22 protein-coding genes are annotated in these 17944 nt (G+C 60.7%); 7 read left to right on the top strand and 15 right to left on the bottom strand.

The window, feature by feature from the left end:
- Positions 1-10: 10 nt before the first annotated feature.
- From KUV52_RS16390 to KUV52_RS16375, 4 genes are all read right to left on the bottom strand, one after another.
- Positions 11-625 (bottom strand): HdeD family acid-resistance protein, encoded by a 615-nt coding sequence (locus KUV52_RS16390; RefSeq protein WP_222527023.1) that lies wholly within the window; start codon positions 623-625, stop codon positions 11-13.
- Positions 622-1194 carry a hypothetical protein gene (locus tag KUV52_RS16385; RefSeq protein ID WP_222527022.1) on the bottom strand — a complete coding sequence of 191 codons (573 nt, stop codon included), beginning with the start codon at positions 1192-1194 and terminating at the stop codon, positions 622-624. Before KUV52_RS16385 ends, KUV52_RS16390 begins: the two co-directional genes overlap by 4 nt.
- 61 nt (positions 1195-1255) lie before the next feature.
- Positions 1256-1654 carry a hypothetical protein gene (locus KUV52_RS16380; protein ID WP_222527021.1) on the bottom strand — a complete coding sequence of 133 codons (399 nt, stop codon included), beginning with the start codon at positions 1652-1654 and terminating at the stop codon, positions 1256-1258.
- Positions 1655-1749: 95 nt separating this feature from the next.
- Complete coding sequence (locus KUV52_RS16375; RefSeq protein WP_222527020.1) at positions 1750-1911, bottom strand: hypothetical protein; 162 nt, start codon at positions 1909-1911, stop codon at positions 1750-1752.
- Positions 1912-2077: 166 nt separating this feature from the next.
- Between KUV52_RS16375 and KUV52_RS16370 the strand changes: the two genes are divergently transcribed.
- On the top strand, positions 2078-2323 hold the full coding sequence (locus KUV52_RS16370; RefSeq protein ID WP_222527019.1) for a DUF2960 domain-containing protein: 246 nt from the start codon (positions 2078-2080) through the stop codon (positions 2321-2323).
- A 3-nt stretch (positions 2324-2326) separates the two neighbouring features.
- On the opposite strand, the gene KUV52_RS16365 is transcribed toward KUV52_RS16370, so the two are convergent.
- Complete coding sequence (locus KUV52_RS16365; protein ID WP_222527018.1) at positions 2327-2611, bottom strand: hypothetical protein; 285 nt, start codon at positions 2609-2611, stop codon at positions 2327-2329.
- Between the two features lie 98 nt (positions 2612-2709).
- A complete protein-coding gene (locus KUV52_RS16360) occupies positions 2710-2943 on the bottom strand; it encodes a DUF1289 domain-containing protein (protein WP_222527017.1) in 234 nt (77 codons plus the stop codon).
- Between the two features lie 237 nt (positions 2944-3180).
- Between KUV52_RS16360 and KUV52_RS16355 the strand changes: the two genes are divergently transcribed.
- Complete coding sequence (locus KUV52_RS16355; protein ID WP_222527016.1) at positions 3181-3744, top strand: DUF4136 domain-containing protein; 564 nt, start codon at positions 3181-3183, stop codon at positions 3742-3744.
- Positions 3745-4028: 284 nt separating this feature from the next.
- Here KUV52_RS16355 and KUV52_RS16350 read toward each other — a convergent pair whose 3' ends face one another.
- Positions 4029-4454: a DUF2780 domain-containing protein gene (locus KUV52_RS16350; protein WP_222527015.1), complete on the bottom strand. Its 426-nt coding sequence runs from the start codon at positions 4452-4454 to the stop codon at positions 4029-4031.
- Positions 4455-4517: 63 nt separating this feature from the next.
- Entirely contained in the window at positions 4518-6872 is a 2355-nt protein-coding gene (locus KUV52_RS16345; RefSeq protein ID WP_222527014.1) for a helicase-related protein, read from the bottom strand.
- 102 nt (positions 6873-6974) lie between these two features.
- Here KUV52_RS16345 and KUV52_RS16340 point away from each other — a divergent pair, with 102 nt between their 5' ends.
- The 3 genes from KUV52_RS16340 to KUV52_RS16330 all read left to right on the top strand — a co-directional run bounded on the left by KUV52_RS16340 (position 6975) and on the right by KUV52_RS16330 (position 8415).
- Positions 6975-7172: a hypothetical protein gene (locus KUV52_RS16340; protein ID WP_222527013.1), complete on the top strand. Its 198-nt coding sequence runs from the start codon at positions 6975-6977 to the stop codon at positions 7170-7172.
- An 87-nt stretch (positions 7173-7259) separates the two neighbouring features.
- A complete protein-coding gene (locus KUV52_RS16335; protein ID WP_222527012.1) occupies positions 7260-7670 on the top strand; it encodes a YccF domain-containing protein in 411 nt (136 codons plus the stop codon).
- A gap of 79 nt (positions 7671-7749) precedes the next feature.
- Positions 7750-8415, top strand: a complete 666-nt coding sequence (locus tag KUV52_RS16330; RefSeq protein WP_222527011.1) for an HAD family hydrolase — start codon at positions 7750-7752, stop codon at positions 8413-8415.
- Here the strand turns inward: KUV52_RS16330 and KUV52_RS16325 are convergent.
- The 6 genes from KUV52_RS16325 to KUV52_RS16300 form a co-directional block, all read right to left on the bottom strand.
- Complete coding sequence (locus KUV52_RS16325; protein ID WP_222527010.1) at positions 8388-8906, bottom strand: GNAT family N-acetyltransferase; 519 nt, start codon at positions 8904-8906, stop codon at positions 8388-8390. The genes KUV52_RS16330 and KUV52_RS16325 overlap by 28 nt on opposite strands.
- Positions 8907-9011: 105 nt before the next feature.
- Positions 9012-9488 carry a hypothetical protein gene (locus tag KUV52_RS16320; RefSeq protein ID WP_222527009.1) on the bottom strand — a complete coding sequence of 159 codons (477 nt, stop codon included), beginning with the start codon at positions 9486-9488 and terminating at the stop codon, positions 9012-9014.
- Positions 9478-10722, bottom strand: coding sequence for an organoarsenical effux MFS transporter ArsJ (gene arsJ, locus KUV52_RS16315; protein WP_222527008.1), 1245 nt, complete (start codon positions 10720-10722; stop codon positions 9478-9480). The genes KUV52_RS16320 and arsJ overlap by 11 nt, the downstream gene beginning before the upstream one ends.
- A gap of 3 nt (positions 10723-10725) precedes the next feature.
- Positions 10726-11733: an ArsJ-associated glyceraldehyde-3-phosphate dehydrogenase gene (locus KUV52_RS16310; RefSeq protein ID WP_222527007.1), complete on the bottom strand. Its 1008-nt coding sequence runs from the start codon at positions 11731-11733 to the stop codon at positions 10726-10728.
- A complete protein-coding gene (gene arsB / locus KUV52_RS16305; RefSeq protein WP_222527006.1) occupies positions 11730-12797 on the bottom strand; it encodes an ACR3 family arsenite efflux transporter in 1068 nt (355 codons plus the stop codon). The genes KUV52_RS16310 and arsB overlap by 4 nt, the downstream gene beginning before the upstream one ends.
- A 9-nt stretch (positions 12798-12806) precedes the next feature.
- Positions 12807-13154 (bottom strand): ArsR/SmtB family transcription factor, encoded by a 348-nt coding sequence (locus KUV52_RS16300; protein WP_222527005.1) that lies wholly within the window; start codon positions 13152-13154, stop codon positions 12807-12809.
- A 281-nt stretch (positions 13155-13435) separates the two neighbouring features.
- Between KUV52_RS16300 and phaC the strand changes: the two genes are divergently transcribed.
- Together phaC and KUV52_RS16290 are read left to right on the top strand one after the other, a co-directional pair.
- Positions 13436-15202, top strand: a complete 1767-nt coding sequence (gene phaC, locus KUV52_RS16295) for a class I poly(R)-hydroxyalkanoic acid synthase (RefSeq protein WP_222527004.1) — start codon at positions 13436-13438, stop codon at positions 15200-15202.
- Positions 15199-15591 carry a MaoC family dehydratase gene (locus tag KUV52_RS16290; RefSeq protein WP_222527003.1) on the top strand — a complete coding sequence of 131 codons (393 nt, stop codon included), beginning with the start codon at positions 15199-15201 and terminating at the stop codon, positions 15589-15591. Before phaC ends, KUV52_RS16290 begins: the two co-directional genes overlap by 4 nt.
- A gap of 52 nt (positions 15592-15643) precedes the next feature.
- Here the strand turns inward: KUV52_RS16290 and KUV52_RS16285 are convergent, their stop codons facing one another.
- The gene (locus KUV52_RS16285) at positions 15644-17932 is read right to left on the bottom strand and encodes a YgiQ family radical SAM protein (protein ID WP_222527002.1); all 2289 of its coding nucleotides are present in this window, start codon (positions 17930-17932) and stop codon (positions 15644-15646) included.
- Positions 17933-17944: the final 12 nt, after the last annotated feature.

Genomic DNA, 17944 nt, shown 5'->3' with positions numbered 1-17944 from the left:
TCCCTCATTTTCAGGGATCGAGTGTCCGATCCTCTCCCTGAACCTCCTTGGCCTCATCCGCCCGCTGCTGGGCCCGGGCCGCGTCCATCCGGTCCTTGGCCGCGCTGACCATCCCCGCAGTGCTGATCATCATCAGCCCCATCATGATCAGTTTTATCCCCACCAGAATACCGATGACATAGCGACCGGAAGCGGGCCATTGCCATAGGATCACCGCCGCCAACGCCAAAGTGACAACACCGTTGGCAAACATCAGTATCCAGTTGCGTTGCGCCCGATACTGGAAACTGGCCAGCAGTGTCGCCAGACCATCCACCAGAAAATAGATACCCAGGATCAGCGTGATCGCCACGACACCGGCCATGGGGTTGAACAGCAGATAGAGACCCGCAAAGCTGGTGATTAACCCGAAGCCCAGCCTCAGCGGGAAGCCACCCAGCTCTTTGGTGCGAAACGCGAAGAACAGCTGAGCTACACCGGCACACAACAGCAGGATCCCAAGCAGGATCTCCAGGGCCAGCCCCGTCGCCCAGGGCATGGCTACCGAAAGTATCCCGAGCACCAACAGGAAAATTCCGCTACGGCGCCCTAAGGCAAGGGCGGCATCGAGAGTGGTTTTGATCATGGCAAACTCCCTTCGGGTGATTCAGTAACACTAGGTGAAAACCAGGTTTCTTCCTGCCACTGCTCGGATTCCGCAACCATATTGTCGGTCAGCTGAGCAATGATCTGAGTCCAACGCTGGACCATCGCCAGACGGTATACCGGCGGCAGGGACAAGGTTTGAGTAACAAAAGGGGAAAGTGTGGTCTCTGGAACGGTGGGCTCTTCGGCCTGGGTTGCCAACGACTCACCATGGACACGGTACAGGACGACCATCTCGTCCAGCAGACCCGATACGGCAAAGACGTTGAGATAGCGGGCGCGATGCTGGTCCTGCATCTGGCTGGCCTGGGCATGCATCTGATCCCGGGAGAGCCAGCCAGCCCGATGGTAGACCGCCTCCATCTCGGTAAGAAACCCGACATCCGCCAACTCAGACCGATAGGACAAGTACCGATCCAGCGTCTGACCCAAAGGCGCGTCGGCCTGGCCACAACTGAGAGAACAGGGGTAAGGTGAGGCCAGGTCCGGGTTGGACGCACACGCGGCCAGCGCGAAACTGGCCAGCAATATCAGAGCATTACGATGCATTCAGGGGAGGTCCTTTCGGCTTTACCCCAGAGTGCCCCCGTGAGCGTTCCGGTGCAACCGGCTAGTTGGGGTAAAACGCTCCCGGGCGATGCATAACCATCTGTCCCATCGGCAACACCGCCGCAGTCAGGCGATCGTAGCAGTTCTGGTAACAGGCGGTTCCGGTCAGGGCGGCTCGGCGCTGTGGGTCTTTGCGATCAAAACCCAGCTCGATTCCAAACTCCGCCAGCAGCTCTCTTTCCAGTGGCAGGTGTTGATCCTCCACCACATCAACAAAAGCCAGCGCCATGGCATTAAAGTCCCGAATCGCTACGCCCGCGGACTCATCCAGTTCCACCGCCCGGTACATGCGCCCGTAGTACTGCATAAACAGCGGAACGAATTCCCGATAGAGGCCAGGCTGGGTGCAATCGTGTTCAGCCAGTGCAGGCTCCAGGCCAAGAGGATCAATCATCGTCATGCCACTACTCCCGGTATGTGATTGGCCTCTCATCATGAAGCAGAGTCGGCGCCGCGCCGCTGATCCAGATCAACAATTTGACCTGGCTTACGCCATTACGAGTGAGCGCGTTGACGCTTGCGGGAACGACGCTTCCGGGCGTGATTGGGAATGGGGGTTACGGTCTGATGCTTGCGCTTTCTCGGCACCATCAGGAACAAAACCGCCGCCACGGCGATCAGCAGAAGAATCACAATGGTCACCAATTGCATGGACACCTCATCATCCTTGTAATTTGATTCCAGCTTAGCAGCGCTGCGGCGGGGTGAACCGGATCAGGATCAATTCCCCTGCAAGTGAATGACGCCCTTTGACCCGCGTCCTGAGTTAAGGTAAGAATGCGGGCTTTTCGGACGGCCCCCGTCCAGAACCATCGAGAACACCATGGCACTGAAACTGCAATACACCTACAAGGGCCACACTAAGGTTGTGGGATACGCCAACGACAAGCATCACAGCATGTTTGAAGCCGCAGCTGCGGCAGAGGGGCTGGATCTGAAGCGCTACCAGATGCTGGAGCAGCAGGTGCAGATGAGCACCCGGGACAAGAAAGCGCACCGGGACTTCCGCGATAACTATTTCCGCGATCTGGGTTTCAGCGATATTCAGGTGATCCGCGACGAGTCCTGAGCGTTACAGGTCACGCATCAGGGCTTCCATCTCATCACGGGCGTCATCAATCAGGTTCTGGACCGATTGGGCGTCCCGTCGCTTAAGCTTCAGTTGCCACTGCCCGCTGCAACGCAGGCACCAGTCACCACCCGGTTCAGGCTGAATGCTCAACTCGCCAAACCGGCCGTGCAGAGGCGTTCTCCGACCGGCCAACTGCACATCCAGCTCACCTAACGGGTTGATAAGAAATCGGCTTTGTGTCGCTTGTGGCACTGCCAAGCGACAGGTATGGACATGGACATACATGACATCCTCCGGCGCTGTTCCTTTGCCTTAATTCAGTATGGCACCCCCTGAGTCGGGCTTGAGAATTGTCATCAAAATGCCATTCGGCAGGCGCCGTATTACGACTCTTTGGCCGCCAGTACCGCCTTACGGGTGATGGGATGGACTGCCCCACTCTCCTGTTCCCGTTGGGCATCGGCCCGCGCGGGAAGCTGTGCCAGAATAGCGGCCTTCTCCTCGTCGCTGCGTCGGTTCCAGTTGGCGATCTCCGCCAGCGTACGGTAACAGCCCTGACAGATGTCCTGGTCATCCAGCTTGCAGCAGGCCACACAGGGCGAATCCACCCGGCTCATCGCATCCCCTCACCGTTTAAAAGCCCTAAATCCATATCACGCTCCCTACGCTTGTCTGGCCCGATTCCTGCTCTCCGGGCTCCGGCCCGTGCCCCGGCTCAGCCGGAAAAAAGCAGTCCCTTTCAGCGCCGTAACCACGGTTGAATCCCGGTGGCTAAGATCACCATAATGGGCGGAGAAGTGCCAGTACCCGAAAGGGTTCAGGCCGGATACCTGCTGACTGGGAGTACTGAGCCGATGACCTTTTTGAAAAGAATCCCGTTCCACTTTGGGGCGATGGCGCTGTTGGGGGCTCTGCTCGTTGGTTGCGCCAGTCCTGCCGGCAATATCGACTACAGCAGCGATACCGATTTCAACACCATTCAGCGTTTTGGCTATCTGCCGGTGGATGATAAGACCGACCCCCTGGTGGCTGAGCGGATCAGGGCCGCCGTCACGGCACAACTGACCGCCCGAGGCTGGCAGGAGGTGGCATCGGTGGACGCCCAGGTGAGCGGCGATACCGTGGCGATCCGTTACCAGAGCTGGCCGGAGAGCCGAACTCGGGATTCCGGTTTGACCATCGGTGTCGGCGGTGGACGCAGCAGCGGCAATACCAGCATCGGTGGCAGTGTGGCCATTCCAGTTGGGGACAGTACCCGGATGGTGCAGATGGTCCGGGTGGATATGGTCCAGCAGGGTAAGGTGATCTGGCGCGGCCTTGATGACTACCCCATCAGTGAGCGGGACAGCCCGGAGAAGCGTACCGAGCGCACCGACAATCTGGTGGCTGGGCTACTGGCACAATTCCCGCCCCAGTAAACGCCATGGGCCCAGAGGTGCTTGCTCACAGGCCCTTAAGGAGATCGGAACGCACCCCGCCTCCCACCAGCATTGCTGCTCCTGAGAGGCGCCTACCACCTCACCATCAAAGGCGTTCGCCGTTTCAACGCGGTGAATCGCCTGCTCTGATGCCGCTCTGCACACCATGGTTCAGCCTCCTCATTAAGTGAAGAGCCGGATGCGCGGTGCACATCCGGTCCAGGCTGAATACTGGGGGGTAAGCATGACGATTCACTGACGCGGGTGTGACCGGGACGTGATCGTCAGGGCGTCCACAGCTTGGTCAGGGTGCCAATCAGGTCTCCCCCACCCTGCTGCTTGACGTAATCCAGCACGGTCGGCGCAAAACGGGTGACCGTATCCGCATCCAGCCCCAATTTGCTGAGCTGTTCCAGAACCTGAGCCATGCCCGCACTGTCCCCCAACACCTCGCCGAGGCTGTCCATCACCCCACCCATATCGGCCTCTTCCGCCAGGGTGCTGGCTTCCGGCACCAGTTGCGCTAACTGGGACCAATCCGCCTCAGCCAGATCCTGTTTGGCATAAGCCATCAGTGCACCAGCCCCGCCAATAGCCTGATCCTGGGTGATCCCCAGTTCCGAGACCAGACTGTCCACCAGAGAGGCACCCCAGGCGGGCGCCCCCATTACCAACGCGGCCGCCAGGGCCAAGCTTCGCCAAATCCGCATCTCACCACCTCCTCGTGAACTCGACTAACAAGTGTAGTTGTCCGAGGAGTCGACGGTGGGACTTCAACGCACGTCGATAACGCGACTGGCCTTGCGATATTGCACCCGCCAGCCGGCCCAGGCGGGCAGTTCCCAGCGCTTGGGATCCCCTTTTCGACTGCCCTCGGCGTATACCACCGTGACCCGCTTGGCCCGGGGGTGGTACTCAACGTGCAGTTTCAGCTCCGCCAATACCAGGAAATGGGGAAAACGCGCATCAAACTCCGCACGCTGCCACTCTGGGACGCCTTCGAAACGCAGATCCTCAGGCTCCAGCAGCGCGAGGTCCTCTTCACTCTCCACCCCAAGAGCTTCCAACTGCTCCAGCAGCCAGGAATCGGCCACTACCGGTTCCCCTTCCGCCTCGCCCAGCGCCAGCCACAGTGCCCACGCGCGAGTGTCCGCCGTTAGCCGCTCTCCGACCGGTGCCAGCAGTTCGCCCGCCAGGATCTGTCCCGCCAGCGCCTGTCTCGCCGCCGCCCCCTGTGGCAGGGTCTCCCGCCGGTCGATCACCCGACCTGCGTAGACGCGTTCCATCACCACCACCATGCCGCTGACTTCCTGGCGTACGTCGCCCTGCTGTTCCTCGCCCACGGCTGCCGCCACCAGTTGCGGCAGGGTCACCGGCATCATGCAGGTCGCCAGGTTGAGGGTCTGTTTGACCCCTCTGCCGGGCAGACTGTGCTGGTCCAGTACCAATGCCGCTTCCGCCTCCTCATCGAAGCGGCTCTCCCGACCGGGCTGCACCTCCGCCAAACCGTTGCCCAGCGCATCTCGGCGCTTGGCCCGGCGGACAAAGGCCAACTCCGGCATGGCGGCAAGTATCGCTTCCTGCCAGGCCCGGTAGGGCAAGTGGGAACTGGCGGAGAGTTGGGGCAGCTCAAGCGCAGCGCGGATCTGCCCGGAGAGTTGTCGCGCTTCCGCCAGCAGCGCCGGGTCAATGCCCAGCACTTCCGGGGGCGTTTTACGCAATAGCGTCACCAAAGTCAGAGCATCACAGGGCAGCGGCTGCCACTCCTTCAGGGCCTGCCTGCCCGCCTCACTGCCGGGCAGGCGCCAGAGACGTTGGCCCAGAGAGAGTGCGGCAGCCAGATCCACCATCGCCTCCATGCAGGCCTTATCCGGCATGGCGGTGATCAGGTGAGCAAACTGGGTATCGATGGGCAGCGGGAAGAGGCGACGGCCATGCTCTGTCACCCGCCCCTCGGCATCGATCGCCGCCATGTCTAGCAAGCGGGTGTGAGCCAGCGCCAGAGACTTCTCTGGCAAGGGGTCAACAAAGCCCAGTGTGCTGAGGTCCGCCTCTGCGCAGGCGGCCGCCAGCATTGGTTCCACCAGCTCTTCACGCTGCAACTCCGGCGGGGTCAGGGCTTCCAGTGGGGCGTGTTGGCCCCACAGCCGGATGCAGACACCGGGAGCCACTCGTCCGGCCCGACCCGCACGCTGTGCGGCTGAGGCCTGGGAGATCCGGGTCAACGCCAGCACCGTGCGCCCATTTCGCTGACGGGTGCGGCGCTCCAGCCCGGAATCGATAACCAGAGTAACCCCCGGGATGGTCAGTGAGGTTTCCGCCACATTAGTGGCCAGGATCACCCGGCGACGGGGTCCCTGAGTCAACGCCTGCCGTTGAATCGGGCGTGGCACGGAGGCGTGCAACGGCAGCACCAGCGCCGACTCTCCCAGCGCCGATTTCAGGCTCGATTCACATTGGGTAATCTCTTTGCGTCCCGGCAGGAACACCAGAATGTCCCCCTCCCGCTCCGTGATCTGCTCCAGCACCGTCTCCTGCACCCGCTGAGTCAGGTTGCGGTCATCCGGCAAGCTTTGCCCATCCCGGGCCCGATGCCGAATCGTGACGTCAAAGCGACGGCCCTGAGCCAGCAACCGTTCCCCTTCGAGATAGCCAGCCAGGCGGGCTCCGTCCACGGTGGCGGAGGTCAGCACCAAACGATGTTGTTGGCGTGCTTTGAGCAGCGCCAGCAGCAGATCCGTATCCCAGCGCCGCTCATGAAACTCATCGATGATGACGGTCTGAAACCCCGCCAACCCATCCTCACTCAACCACCGAAGGGCGATCCCCGGGGTGACAAAAGCCACCCGGGTCTTGTCGGTGACGTTGCTGTCAAAGCGGATGGCATAGCCCACCTGCTCGCCAAGCGGTTGACCGGACTCCAGCGCAAGGAACTCCGCCAGTGCCGTACAGGCAACCCGGCGGGGCTCCACCACCAGTACCCGGCCCTGCTCGGCCGCCCACAAAGGCAGACGCGTGGATTTCCCCGAGCCGGTATCGGCTTCCACCACCAGATGATGGCGGGAAAGAGCCTCAACAAAGCGGGGCTTCAGTGGGTCGATCGGCAGGGTGTGGATGGGGGTACTCATGGACAATTGGCATCGGGGAACCGTGGCGCCATGGTAACACGGCCCTCAAGTCCCGCGGCCAACGGCCGATAGCAGGTACAGACGCCCAGCAAGGAAGTATCGATGATCGTCAGCACCGCCCACTCCGCCTATCACTGGGTTATGCCCAAGGCCCTCTGCCCCGCCAATCACAGCAATGACGTGCCGGAAGCCGTAAAGGCGATCACCGAGGCCGCAGATCCTCTCGAAGTCGCAACCGAACTCGCTGTTGAAGCGGGAAAAACCGCCTACCTGGGGCGAAAACTGCTGGCAATCGTCTGACCCCCGGTTATTCCCTCTTACGTTTTCCCCATTCCATCCATTTGCGAATGCCGTTATGTTGATGCTGGGATGAAAGAGGGTTAACACATGGAATTACTTCGTTTTATTGGCAATATCATCTGGTTGCTCTGGGGTGGCATCGTAATGGCCCTGGGCTGGGCCCTGGTCGGGGTTGTGATGGTATTGACCATCATCGGCATCCCCTTTGCCCGCAGCTGCTTTGTGATCGCCCAGCTCTCTTTGTGGCCCTTTGGCAAGGACATTGCCAACCGCAGGATGGTGAACCGGGAGGAGGACATCGGCACCGGGACGCTCGGCACCATCGGGAATGTGATCTGGTTTATCCTGGCCGGATTCTGGCTGGCTCTGGGTCACCTGTTCTTCGCTGTTACCCTGATCTGCACCATCATCGGTATCCCCTTCGGCCTGCAGCACATTAAGCTGGCGATGCTCACCGTGGCACCCATTGGTTACACCCTGGTGGACGATCCGGACTAAGATCACGACGTGAAAGAGTCGGGCTTGTTGGTGGCGGCACGAGCCGCTACTTTGCCCGCTTTTACCGCTCCGGAACGCCATGACCCCACACGACAGCGCCCCGGCCAAACTGCTGGCCCGCCTCACCGACTACCGCCAGGTGATCTGGGACTGGAACGGCACCCTGGTCAACGACGCCCCCCTGGCCACTGACATCGTCAATGGGATGCTGGCGGAATATCAGCTACCGGCGACTCATCTGGCCGACTACCGTGACACCTTCTGCCATCCGGTTGAGGCCTACTATCAACGCATTGGTCTGGCGCAAAAGCTGTCGTTTGACCATATCTGCCAGCGCTTTGGCGAGGACTATCGCGCCGCGCGGGATCAACTGACCCTGCACCCAGGTGCCCGCGCATTGCTCAGAGCACTGCGTCACAGCCATACCCAGTCTCTGCTCTCCGCCAGCTCTCAGACCAGTCTGGAGCACTGCCTGGCCCACCATGCGATCGCCGAGTGCTTCCACCACGTCTACGGGCTGGATAACCATCACGCCGCCTGCAAGATCGATCGGGGCCATGAGCTGTTGGAGGCTGCCGGAGTTGCCGCCAGTAAGACCGTAATGATCGGGGACACAGACCACGATCACGAGGTCGCCGAAGCTCTGGGTATTGACCTGATCCTGATCGCCGACGGGCATCAGAGCCAGCGCAGCCTGAGTCTGCTGGGGGCCGAACTTTACGCCGGCTGGGACGCGCTGGGCTGAGGCCGGATCCGGGCCATCCGCAGTACATCCACCAAAGTCCCATCACGAAACGCCGCGGCCCGGGCAATGCCTTCAGGCTCAAACCCGAACTTGCTGTAAAGCGCCTGCGCTGCGGTGTTATCCGGATAGAGATCCAGTTCCAGACGGGACAGGGCCAGCCAGCGCTCGCCCAGCTCAATGGCTGCGGCCAGCAGGGCGCTGCCCACCCCTTTGCCCTGCCATTCAGGGGCAACCGCCATGCCGATCTCACCCACATGGCGGCGACGGGGGTTACTCATCTGCGCCAGCATCAGGTTACCCACCACTTCTCCATCGGCGGTTTCCGCCACCAGCAGATGCTGATCCGAAGACAGTCCTTCAAGGCGCTGCTGCCACATCGTCAGCCCCGGCCAGGGCAGTTGCAGAGTATTGCCATAGCAAGAGGGGTCGGACATGGTGGCCTGTATCGACTCGGCGTCCCGGGGCTCAGCCCGGCGGATGGTAAAGCGCATTGTGGAAACTCCCTGACAGCAAAAACCAAGAAGTAACATATAGATAGAAAAGAGGAAACCGCCACTGGCACAACCAGTGGCGGTCAAAAGGGATCGGACTGAGGCTCAGCCCTGCAGGTAGCCCAACTGGCTTTCCGCCTCCAGCGCCCCTGGCCGGGCCTCGCGAATGCGGCCCAGGGTTTCCTGCCAGTCCGCCCCGCTCTCCAGCAGCAGTTTGGCCGCCACCAAGCCGGTGCGGCCGGTGCCACCGCGACAGTGCACCGAGACCCGCTGGCCGGATTCCATCAATGCCGTCAGCTCCTCCCGGGCTTCTGCCCAACGGGCCTCGAATCCGGCATCTGGCAACGACTTATCCTTAACCGGCAGGTGGAACCACTGCATACCCGCCGCTTCCACCTCCTGACCCAGCGTCGGGATGCCCAAATTGGTCAACTCTTCATCGGTCAGAGTGGTCACCACCGCGGCAACGCCAGCGGCCGCCAGCCGTGCCACATCCTCCTTCAGTTTCCCGTCAAGGCCGGGCGCCGGATGAAGGGCCATGGGCAAGCCATTGACGTCGATGTAAGCCGGTTCAAATGCCATGTCGGGCTCCTTGATGATGGTCGGCGCCGCGAGGCAAGCCGAGAGAGATAAGGGCGGTGAGCGCCAGGAACGCGACGGAGATCCAGAGACAAGCCGCCAGGCCCGCCATCTGGAACACCCATCCGGACAGCAGAGTGCCCACCAGCCGCCCCATGGCATTCGCCATGTAGTAGAAGCCGACATCCAGAGACACGCCATCCTCACCAGCGTAGTGAACAATCAGGAAGGAGTGGAGACTGGAGTTGATGGCAAACACCGCGCCAAACACCATCAGACCCACCACCAGAGTGAACTGGGGGGCCCAGTTCAACTGCACGCCAGTGGCAACAGCCACGGTCACGGCACAAAGCAACACCGCCCACTTCAGCGCCGCCAGACCATCCGGAAGCCGCCCTTTGGCCGTGCCGGTCAAGCGGGGAGCCAGCCCCTGAACCAGACCATAGCCAATCACCCACAGGGCCAGAAACGCCCCCACGGCAGAGTGGCTCCAGCCAAACACGCTGCCCAGCGTGATCGGCAGGGCAATGACGAACCAGACGTCGCGGGCACCAAACAAGAACAGGCGCGCCCCGGAGAGGATGTTGATGCTGCGGCTTTTGGAGAACAGCTCGGAGAACTTGGGCTTGTTCTTCGCCTTACCCAGATCCTTACCCAACCAGGCCAGACTCAGCATCAGTACCCCAACCAGCACTGCGGCCATCGCCAGCATGGCGCCCTGGAACCCCAACCCGCTCAGCAAAACACCGCCGAGGAAGAACCCCGCCCCTTTTAGGGCGTTCTTCGACCCGGTCAGGATCGCCACCCACTTGTAGAGGGCCCCGGCTTCGCCTTTGGGCACCAACATCTTGATGGCGCTTTTCGCGCTCATCTTGTTGAGGTCTTTGGCGATACCGGAGAGCGCCTGAGCCGCCATCACATAGGGCACGGACAGCATGGTGCTGGGCACGGTCAGCATCCCCAGCGCCACCACCTGCAGCGCCAGCCCGAGATTCATGGTGCGGTTCAGTCCCAGGCGCGCGCCCAGATAGCCGCCCACCAGATTGGTGATCACACCGAAGATTTCGTAGAACAGAAACAGCGAGGCGATCGCCAATGGGCTGTATCCCAACTGATGGAAGTGAAGCACCACCAGCATCCGCAGCGCCCCATCGGTCAGGGTGAAGTTCCAGTAGTTGAAGGTGATCAGCAGGTACTGCTTCACCTCCCGGCTGAGTCCGGACAGGGCGCGCACCATGGCTTACCAGCCCTGCTCTGCCACGAAACGGGCCAACTCAACGGTACGGTTAACATAGCCCCATTCGTTGTCGTACCACAGGTAGAGCTTCACCTGAGTGCCATTGACCACCATGGTGGAGAGCGCGTCCACCACCGACGAGTGCGGATTGGTGCGGTAATCGATGGAGACCAGAGGGCGAGCCTCAAAGCCAAGGATCCCTTTCAGTTCGCCTTCCGCCGCTTCTTTCAGCAGGGCATTCACCTCGTCCGCGCTGGTGGCGCGCTCCACCTCGAAGACGCAGTCGGTCAGGGAGGCGTTGCACAGGGGTACCCGCACCGCGTGGCCATTCAGTCGTCCCTTCAGCTCCGGGAAGATGTGGGTGATGGCGGTGGCTGAACCAGTGGTGGTGGGGATCAGGCTTTCACCGCAGGCACGGGCCCGGCGCAGATCCTTATGGGGCGCATCCAGAATGGTCTGGGTGTTGGTGATGCTGTGGATGGTGGTCATGGAGCCGTGCTTAATGCCCAGCTTTTCATGGATTACCTTAACAGCAGGGGCCAGACAGTTGGTGGTGCAGGAGGCGGCGGTGACGATGTCGTGCTTGGTTTTATCGTACCAGTGATGGTTCACCCCATACACGGCGTCCAGCACCCCCTCCTGCTTGACCGGGGCAGTGACAATCACCTTTTTGACCCCCTGGTCCAGGTACTTCTGCAGCACCTCTTTGCGCTTGAACTTGCCGGAGGCTTCGATCACCAGGTCACAACCGGACCAGTCAGTGGTCTCCAGTTCATGATTGGCGGAAATGGCGATGCGCTTACCGTCGATCACCAGGGTGTCATCGTCCACCACCACATCTTTATCCCACTGACCATGTACGGAATCGAAAGTCAGCAGGTGCCCCAGCGCGGCGGCCCCGCCAGCGGGATCATTGATCTGAACGAACTCAAACTCGGGCCACTCCCAGGCGGCACGAAGTACCAGGCGGCCCATGCGACCAAAGCCGTTAATGCCAATTTTGATGGTCATACTGCGTCTCTCTGTGCATTCGCGTGAAAATCGTCCGGCGCGGACGCCGACTCGGGAAACCAGTGGCGGGTCCGGTTGGCAAAGGCCACCAGGGAGAGCATCACCGGCACCTCCACCAGAACCCCTACCACGGTCGCCAGCGCTGCACCGGAGTGCAGGCCAAACAGGGCAATGGCCACCGCCACCGCCAGTTCAAAGAAATTGGACGTGCCGATCATGGCCGCCGGTGCCGCCACATTGTGGGGCAGCTTGAGTACTTTGGCGGCCCCGTAGGCCAGCGCAAAGATGCCGTAGGTCTGCAGCAGCAGCGGGATGGCGATCAGACCGATGACGAAAGGGTTCGCCAGCAGCGTCGGCGCCTGAATGCCAAACAGGATCAGTACCGTCGCCAACAGTCCCACCATCGAAGCGGGCTTGAGTGTATCAACATAGCGGTTCAGCGCTTGCTCGCTCCGCTTCAGCAACCAGTGGCGGGTTAAAACGCCCGCAACCAGCGGCAGCACGACGTACAGCAGGGTCGCCAGCAGCAGGGTTTCCCAGGGCACGATGATGTCGGAGACCCCCAGCAAAAGCGCCGCGATGGGGGCAAAGGCAAACACCATGATCAGGTCATTCACGGACACCTGAACCAGGGTGTAGGCCGGGTTTCCACGGGTCAGTTGGCTCCAGACAAACACCATGGCAGTGCAGGGTGCCACCCCCAACAAAATCATGCCGGCGATATACTGGCTGGCGTCAGAAGGGGACACCAGATCGGCAAAGAAGACGTTGAAGAAGAGCCAACCGATGGCGGCCATGGAGAAGGGCTTTATCAGCCAGTTGATCGCCAGCGTAAGCCAGAGACCCTGAGGCTGCTGACCCACTTTACGAATGGATTTGAAATCCACCTGGATCATCATTGGGTAGATCATCACCCAGATCAGCACCGCGATAACGCCGTTGATCTGAAACATCTGCCACTGTGCCAGGGTTTCAAACAGGGCGGGAAAGCCATGACCAAGGGCGACACCTGCGGCAATCGCCAACCCCACCCACACACTCAGATAACGCTCAAAATTACCCATGTTCGCTCCTTACCCGCAGCAGTTCTGTTGACGCTGAGGGCGATCCCCCATGTTCGCCAGACGCTTCGCACAGTGGTTCAGCAGTTCCGGATCCGACTCGGCGATCCCTCTCAGGGCGCTCTCCAGCCACTCCGGCAGCGCGGCCAGCCGGTAGAACACCCACTGCCCACGGCGGGTATCCGCCAGCAAGCCATCGGTACGCAAACGCGCCAGATGACGGGACACCTTAGGCTGGCTCTCATCGAGGGCGCAGGTCAGTTCGCAAACACAAAGCTCCATCTCCTGCTGAATCAGCAGTAGGATTTTCAGGCGGGTTTCGTCTGAAAGGGCTTTGAGTTGGGCTACGGATTGGGACATGAACACCTCACACTCAGCATATTCGCTTAAACAGATATGTGAGTAATCATATATGTGTTTATCCATATATCCAGTGACAGTTTGATGACAGCGTGATGAAGATTGGAAATCAGGTTCAATTCGCAACGGTTATCGCCCAATAACACCTTGGTCTAGCTTCTTGTGCAGCGCACAATATGTTCATATTATCGACAATGTGCTGTCATGATGACCAGTCAGAGTCGGGCAGAGTCCCGCCGCTAATGGGCCAAGGCGGCCCCAGTCCACGCAAAGGAGTCGCTATGAGTCAGGGATCCTACCAACGGCTGATGGAAAGCCTTATCCGTTGCAACGAGCAGCTGTTTGAGCTGGCTGCCAAGCAGGCCCAGCCAACCACCCAGGCTCTGTTGCAGATGCAGATGCAGGACCTCTCCAATGCACTTCAGAAGGGAGTGGACAACCCGGCGGAGATGCTCAGCCAGCAAGTGGACTGGTGGCAGTCCCAGCTGCAGTTGTTTCAGAACGCCATGCTTAAGCAGGCGGGTCAGGAGGTGGTCCCTCTGGTGGAGCCGGAACGCGGAGACCGGCGTTTCCGCGACAGCCAGTGGCAGGAGCACCCCTGGTACGACTACATCAAGCAATCCTACCTGCTGACAGCCCGGCAGATGCTGGAGCGGGTCGAGCAGATACCCGACCTGACCGACAGCGAGCGGGACCGACTGCGCTTTTTTACCCGCCAGATGGTCAATGCCCTCGCCCCCAGTAACTTTATCGCCTCCAACCCCGAGCTGTTGAAACTCACACTGGAAAGCGGTGGCAGCAACCTGCTCAACGGCTTGCAGTTGCTGGCAGAAGATATCCAGCGCAGCGCTGGCACCCTCAATGTGCGAATGACCGACGAGGCCGCGTTTCAGTTGGGGAAAGATCTGGCAACCACCCCAGGCGAGGTGATCCATCAGGCGCCACTGTTTGAGTTGATCCAGTACCGGCCCACCACGAAGACCGTAGCCAAGCGCCCACTGCTGATCGTCCCGCCATTCGTCAACAAGTACTACATCCTCGACCTGAGAGCCCAGAACTCCCTGGTCAAATACTTGGTGGAACAGGGCCATACCGTCCTGATGATCTCCTGGGCCAACCCGGATGAACGCCACACCGAGGTGGATTTTGAAGACTACGTGGTGGATGGCGTGCTGGCGGCGCTGGATGCGGTGGAGGCCGCAACCGGTGAGCGTGAAGTCAATGCGGTGGGCTACTGCATTGGCGGCACGCTGCTGGCCTGCGCCATGGCCTATATGGCCGGTCGCCGCATGAAACAGCGGGTCAAATCCGCCACCTTCTTTACCACCATTCTGGACTTCAGCCAGCCGGGGGAACTCGGCGCCTTCATCAACGAAGAGATCGTCACGGCGATGGAAACCCAGAATGCGGAGCAGGGCCTGATGGACGGGCGCCAACTGGCAGTGACCTTCTCCCTGCTGCGGGAGAACAACCTCTACTGGAACTACTACATCGACGGCTACCTGAAGGGCCAGAGCCCCATGGCCTTCGACCTGCTGCACTGGAACTGCGACAGCACCAATGTGGCGGGCCCGACCCACTCCACCATGCTGCGCAAACTGTATCTGGAGAACCGTCTGATCGAGCCGGGCCAGTTTACGGTGCGAGGCAGTAAGATCGACCTGAGCAAAATCACCGTCCCCACCTACTTTGTGTCGACCATGGACGACCATATTGCCCTCTGGCAGGGCACCTACCTGGGGATGCAGAAACTGGGGGGCTCCCCCACCTTTGTTCTCGGCGAATCCGGCCATATCGCGGGCATCATCAATCCGCCCGGCGGCAAATATGGCCATTATGTCGGTGCGCTCTCCGAGCAGCCGCAAGCCTGGCTGGAGCAGGCGCAGCATCAGGAGGGTTCCTGGTGGCCGCACTGGGTCAACTGGCTCGGTGACAGAGAGGGTTCAGAGCCCGTCCCGGCCCGCCCCATCATTAATGGGCTTGGCGCGGCACCGGGTGAGTATGTTCAGGTGCGCCTCAACCCCACCTTTGAGGAGTCTGCAGAATGAGTCTGCAACCGGGACAACAGGCGGAGATCCGCAAACGCTTCGGACCCGAGGAGGTGGCGGCTTTTGCGGAGCTATCCGAGGACCGTAACCCCATCCATCTGGACGCCGATTTTGCCGCCCAAACCGCCTTTGGCGCCCCCATCGTGCATGGCATCCTGCTCTCCAGTCTGCTTTCGGGGTTGCTCGGCCAGCACCTGCCTGGCCAAGGCACCATCTACCTGGGCCAGACTCTGAAGTTTGTCCGGCCAGTGCTTGTGGGTGAGGAGGTGACCGCCCGGGTCACGGTGTCGCAGGTGCGGGAGGACAAGCCGATCGTCACCCTGATCACCGAGGTGCTGAATGCCCGGGGCGAGCCCTGTGTGCAGGGCGAGGCGGTGGTCAAGGTGTGAGCCTGCGCCATAACGCAAAACGGGACGCCTTGGCGTCCCGTTTTGATCTGGCTTAGCGGCGTTTCGGCCCTTTACCCGCAGGTTTACCCGCGGGCTTGCCGCGACCGCCACCCTGAGGCTTGGCGCCGGGCTTACCCTGAGCTTTGGGTTTGCTGCCGGAACCACTGCCCTTGGCGGCAGGCTTACCACCCTGCCCTTTGGGCTTGATCTTACCCGGCAGTTTGAACTGGTCCTGCCCGGTGTGCTTGGTCACCGCCTTCTGAGTGCGGCCACGCTGATGCGCAGGTCGACGCCCCTCTGCCGGCACCAGGCAATCCGGACCGCTGCCGATCAGATGGCCCATACCGATGTTCAGCAGACCCTCACGGATGATCGGCCAGTTGTCGGTGTCGTGGTAACGCAGCAGCGCCTTATGCAGGCGGCGCTGACGGCCACCCCGTGCCACTGGCACCTCCTCGCTGTCCCGCGTCACCTTGCGCAACGAGTTCTTACCGGTGTGCCACACGGTGGTGGCGTTTGCCAGCGGTGAGGGATAGAAGTTCTGCACCTGGTCCAGACGGAACTTATTGCGCTTCAGCCACATCGCCAGATTCACCATATCCTCATCACTGGCACCGGGGTGGGCAGAGATAAAGTAAGGGATCAGGTACTGCTCCTTACCCGCCTCTTTGGAGAAGCGATCAAACATCTCCTTAAAGCGGTAGTAGCTGCCCATACCCGGCTTCATCATGATGGAGAGCGGGCCCTCTTCGGTGTGTTCAGGCGCAATCTTCAGATAGCCGCCAACGTGGTGCTGCACCAGCTCCTTCACGTAGCGCGGATCCTCGACCGCCAGGTCATAACGCACACCGGACGCCACAAAGATCCGCTTGATCCCCGGGATCGCACGGGCGGCCCGGTAGAGATCGATGGTCGGCGTATGGTCGGTGTCCATATGGCCGCAGATGTCCGGGTAGATGCAGGACAGTCGACGACAGGTGGACTCCGCCTTGGGGCTCTTACAGCGCAGTTTGTACATGTTGGCGGTCGGACCGCCGAGATCCGAGATCACACCGGTAAAGCCCGGCACCTTCTCTTTAATCTGTTCAATCTCATCCAGGATCGACTCCTGGCTTCGGCTTTGAATGATGCGCCCTTCGTGCTCGGTAATGGAGCAGAAGGAGCAGCCGCCAAAACACCCACGCATGATGTTGATGGAGGTTTTGATCATGTCGTACGCGGGGATCTTCTTACCGTCGTACTTGGGATGCGGCACCCGGGCATAGGGCAGCGCAAACACGCCGTCCATCTCGTCGGTTTCCAGCGGGATCGCCGGCGGGTTGATCCAGACATAACGATCACCATGACGCTGCATCAGCGCACGGGCACAACCCGGGTTGGTCTCCAGGTGGAACAGGCGGGAGGTGTGCGCGTACAGCACCTTGTCACCGCGAACCTGCTCATAAGCGGGGAACAGGATGTACTGTTTCTCCCAGGGCTTCGGCTTACGACCTGCGCCAGCGGGCTGCACGGTGATCGCCTTGGGCTGCTGTTTCACCGGGGCGTCATCAAACTTGGAGCCCAGCTCGCAGCCCATATCATCCGCCCCATAGGGGTTCGGGATGGGATCGATCTTTCCGGGGGTGTCCAACGTGGTGGAATCCAGGCCGGACCAACCCGGCAGCGCTTCACGCACCAGGAAGGCGGTACCGCGAATGTCCTGCATGCTCTGAATCGCTTCACCCTGGGAAAGACGGTGTGCCACCTCCACCAGCGGACGCTCGGCGTTACCGAAGATCAGCATGTCCGCCTTGGCATCAAACAGCACGCTGCGGCGCACTTTGTCGGACCAATAGTCGTAGTGGGCGATACGGCGCAGGCTGGCCTCAATGCCACCGAGGATCACCGGCACCTCTTTGTAGGCTTCCTTACAGCGCTGGGTATACACCAATGTGGCGCGATCAGGGCGCAAGCCATGCACGTTATCCGGAGTATAAGCATCATCATGACGCAGACGGCGATCAGCGGTGTAGTGGTTGATCATCGAGTCCATGTTGCCGGCGGTGACGCCGAAAAAGAGGTTCGGCTTGCCCAGCGCCATAAAGGCGTCTTTGGACTGCCAATCCGGCTGGTCGATGATCCCCACCCGGAACCCCTGGGACTCCAGCATGCGGCCAATCACCGCCATGCCGAAGCTGGGGTGATCCACGTACGCGTCTCCCGTCACCAGAATGATGTCACAGCTGTCCCAGCCCAACAGATCCATCTCCGCACGGGTGGTGGGCAGGAACGGCGCAGGGCCCAGGCATTCAGCCCAGAACTTGGGATAGTCAAACAGCTTGGTTTCAGGAGTCGGGATCATGCTTACCTCAGA

The sequence above is a fragment of the Ferrimonas balearica genome (assembly GCF_019802055.1).
GTDB lineage: Bacteria > Pseudomonadota > Gammaproteobacteria > Enterobacterales > Shewanellaceae > Ferrimonas > Ferrimonas balearica_A.
This window is presented reverse-complemented; position numbering and strand designations above follow the sequence as displayed.

Excerpts from the sequence above, each read along its gene's own strand:
- KUV52_RS16390 (WP_222527023.1), bottom strand. The coding sequence starts at position 625 with ATGATCAAAACCACTCTCGATGCCGCCCTTGCCTTAGGGCGCCGTAGC.
- KUV52_RS16385 (WP_222527022.1), bottom strand. The coding sequence starts at position 1,194 with ATGCATCGTAATGCTCTGATATTGCTGGCCAGTTTCGCGCTGGCCGCG.
- KUV52_RS16380 (WP_222527021.1), bottom strand. The coding sequence starts at position 1,654 with ATGACGATGATTGATCCTCTTGGCCTGGAGCCTGCACTGGCTGAACAC.
- KUV52_RS16370 (WP_222527019.1), top strand. The coding sequence starts at position 2,078 with ATGGCACTGAAACTGCAATACACCTACAAGGGCCACACTAAGGTTGTG.
- KUV52_RS16365 (WP_222527018.1), bottom strand. The coding sequence starts at position 2,611 with ATGTATGTCCATGTCCATACCTGTCGCTTGGCAGTGCCACAAGCGACA.
- KUV52_RS16360 (WP_222527017.1), bottom strand. The coding sequence starts at position 2,943 with ATGAGCCGGGTGGATTCGCCCTGTGTGGCCTGCTGCAAGCTGGATGAC.
- KUV52_RS16355 (WP_222527016.1), top strand. The coding sequence starts at position 3,181 with ATGACCTTTTTGAAAAGAATCCCGTTCCACTTTGGGGCGATGGCGCTG.
- KUV52_RS16350 (WP_222527015.1), bottom strand. The coding sequence starts at position 4,454 with ATGCGGATTTGGCGAAGCTTGGCCCTGGCGGCCGCGTTGGTAATGGGG.
- KUV52_RS16345 (WP_222527014.1), bottom strand. The coding sequence starts at position 6,872 with ATGAGTACCCCCATCCACACCCTGCCGATCGACCCACTGAAGCCCCGC.
- KUV52_RS16340 (WP_222527013.1), top strand. The coding sequence starts at position 6,975 with ATGATCGTCAGCACCGCCCACTCCGCCTATCACTGGGTTATGCCCAAG.
- KUV52_RS16335 (WP_222527012.1), top strand. The coding sequence starts at position 7,260 with ATGGAATTACTTCGTTTTATTGGCAATATCATCTGGTTGCTCTGGGGT.
- KUV52_RS16330 (WP_222527011.1), top strand. The coding sequence starts at position 7,750 with ATGACCCCACACGACAGCGCCCCGGCCAAACTGCTGGCCCGCCTCACC.
- KUV52_RS16325 (WP_222527010.1), bottom strand. The coding sequence starts at position 8,906 with ATGCGCTTTACCATCCGCCGGGCTGAGCCCCGGGACGCCGAGTCGATA.
- KUV52_RS16320 (WP_222527009.1), bottom strand. The coding sequence starts at position 9,488 with ATGGCATTTGAACCGGCTTACATCGACGTCAATGGCTTGCCCATGGCC.
- arsJ (WP_222527008.1), bottom strand. The coding sequence starts at position 10,722 with ATGGTGCGCGCCCTGTCCGGACTCAGCCGGGAGGTGAAGCAGTACCTG.
- KUV52_RS16310 (WP_222527007.1), bottom strand. The coding sequence starts at position 11,733 with ATGACCATCAAAATTGGCATTAACGGCTTTGGTCGCATGGGCCGCCTG.
- arsB (WP_222527006.1), bottom strand. The coding sequence starts at position 12,797 with ATGGGTAATTTTGAGCGTTATCTGAGTGTGTGGGTGGGGTTGGCGATT.
- KUV52_RS16300 (WP_222527005.1), bottom strand. The coding sequence starts at position 13,154 with ATGTCCCAATCCGTAGCCCAACTCAAAGCCCTTTCAGACGAAACCCGC.
- phaC (WP_222527004.1), top strand. The coding sequence starts at position 13,436 with ATGAGTCAGGGATCCTACCAACGGCTGATGGAAAGCCTTATCCGTTGC.
- KUV52_RS16290 (WP_222527003.1), top strand. The coding sequence starts at position 15,199 with ATGAGTCTGCAACCGGGACAACAGGCGGAGATCCGCAAACGCTTCGGA.
- KUV52_RS16285 (WP_222527002.1), bottom strand. The coding sequence starts at position 17,932 with ATGATCCCGACTCCTGAAACCAAGCTGTTTGACTATCCCAAGTTCTGG.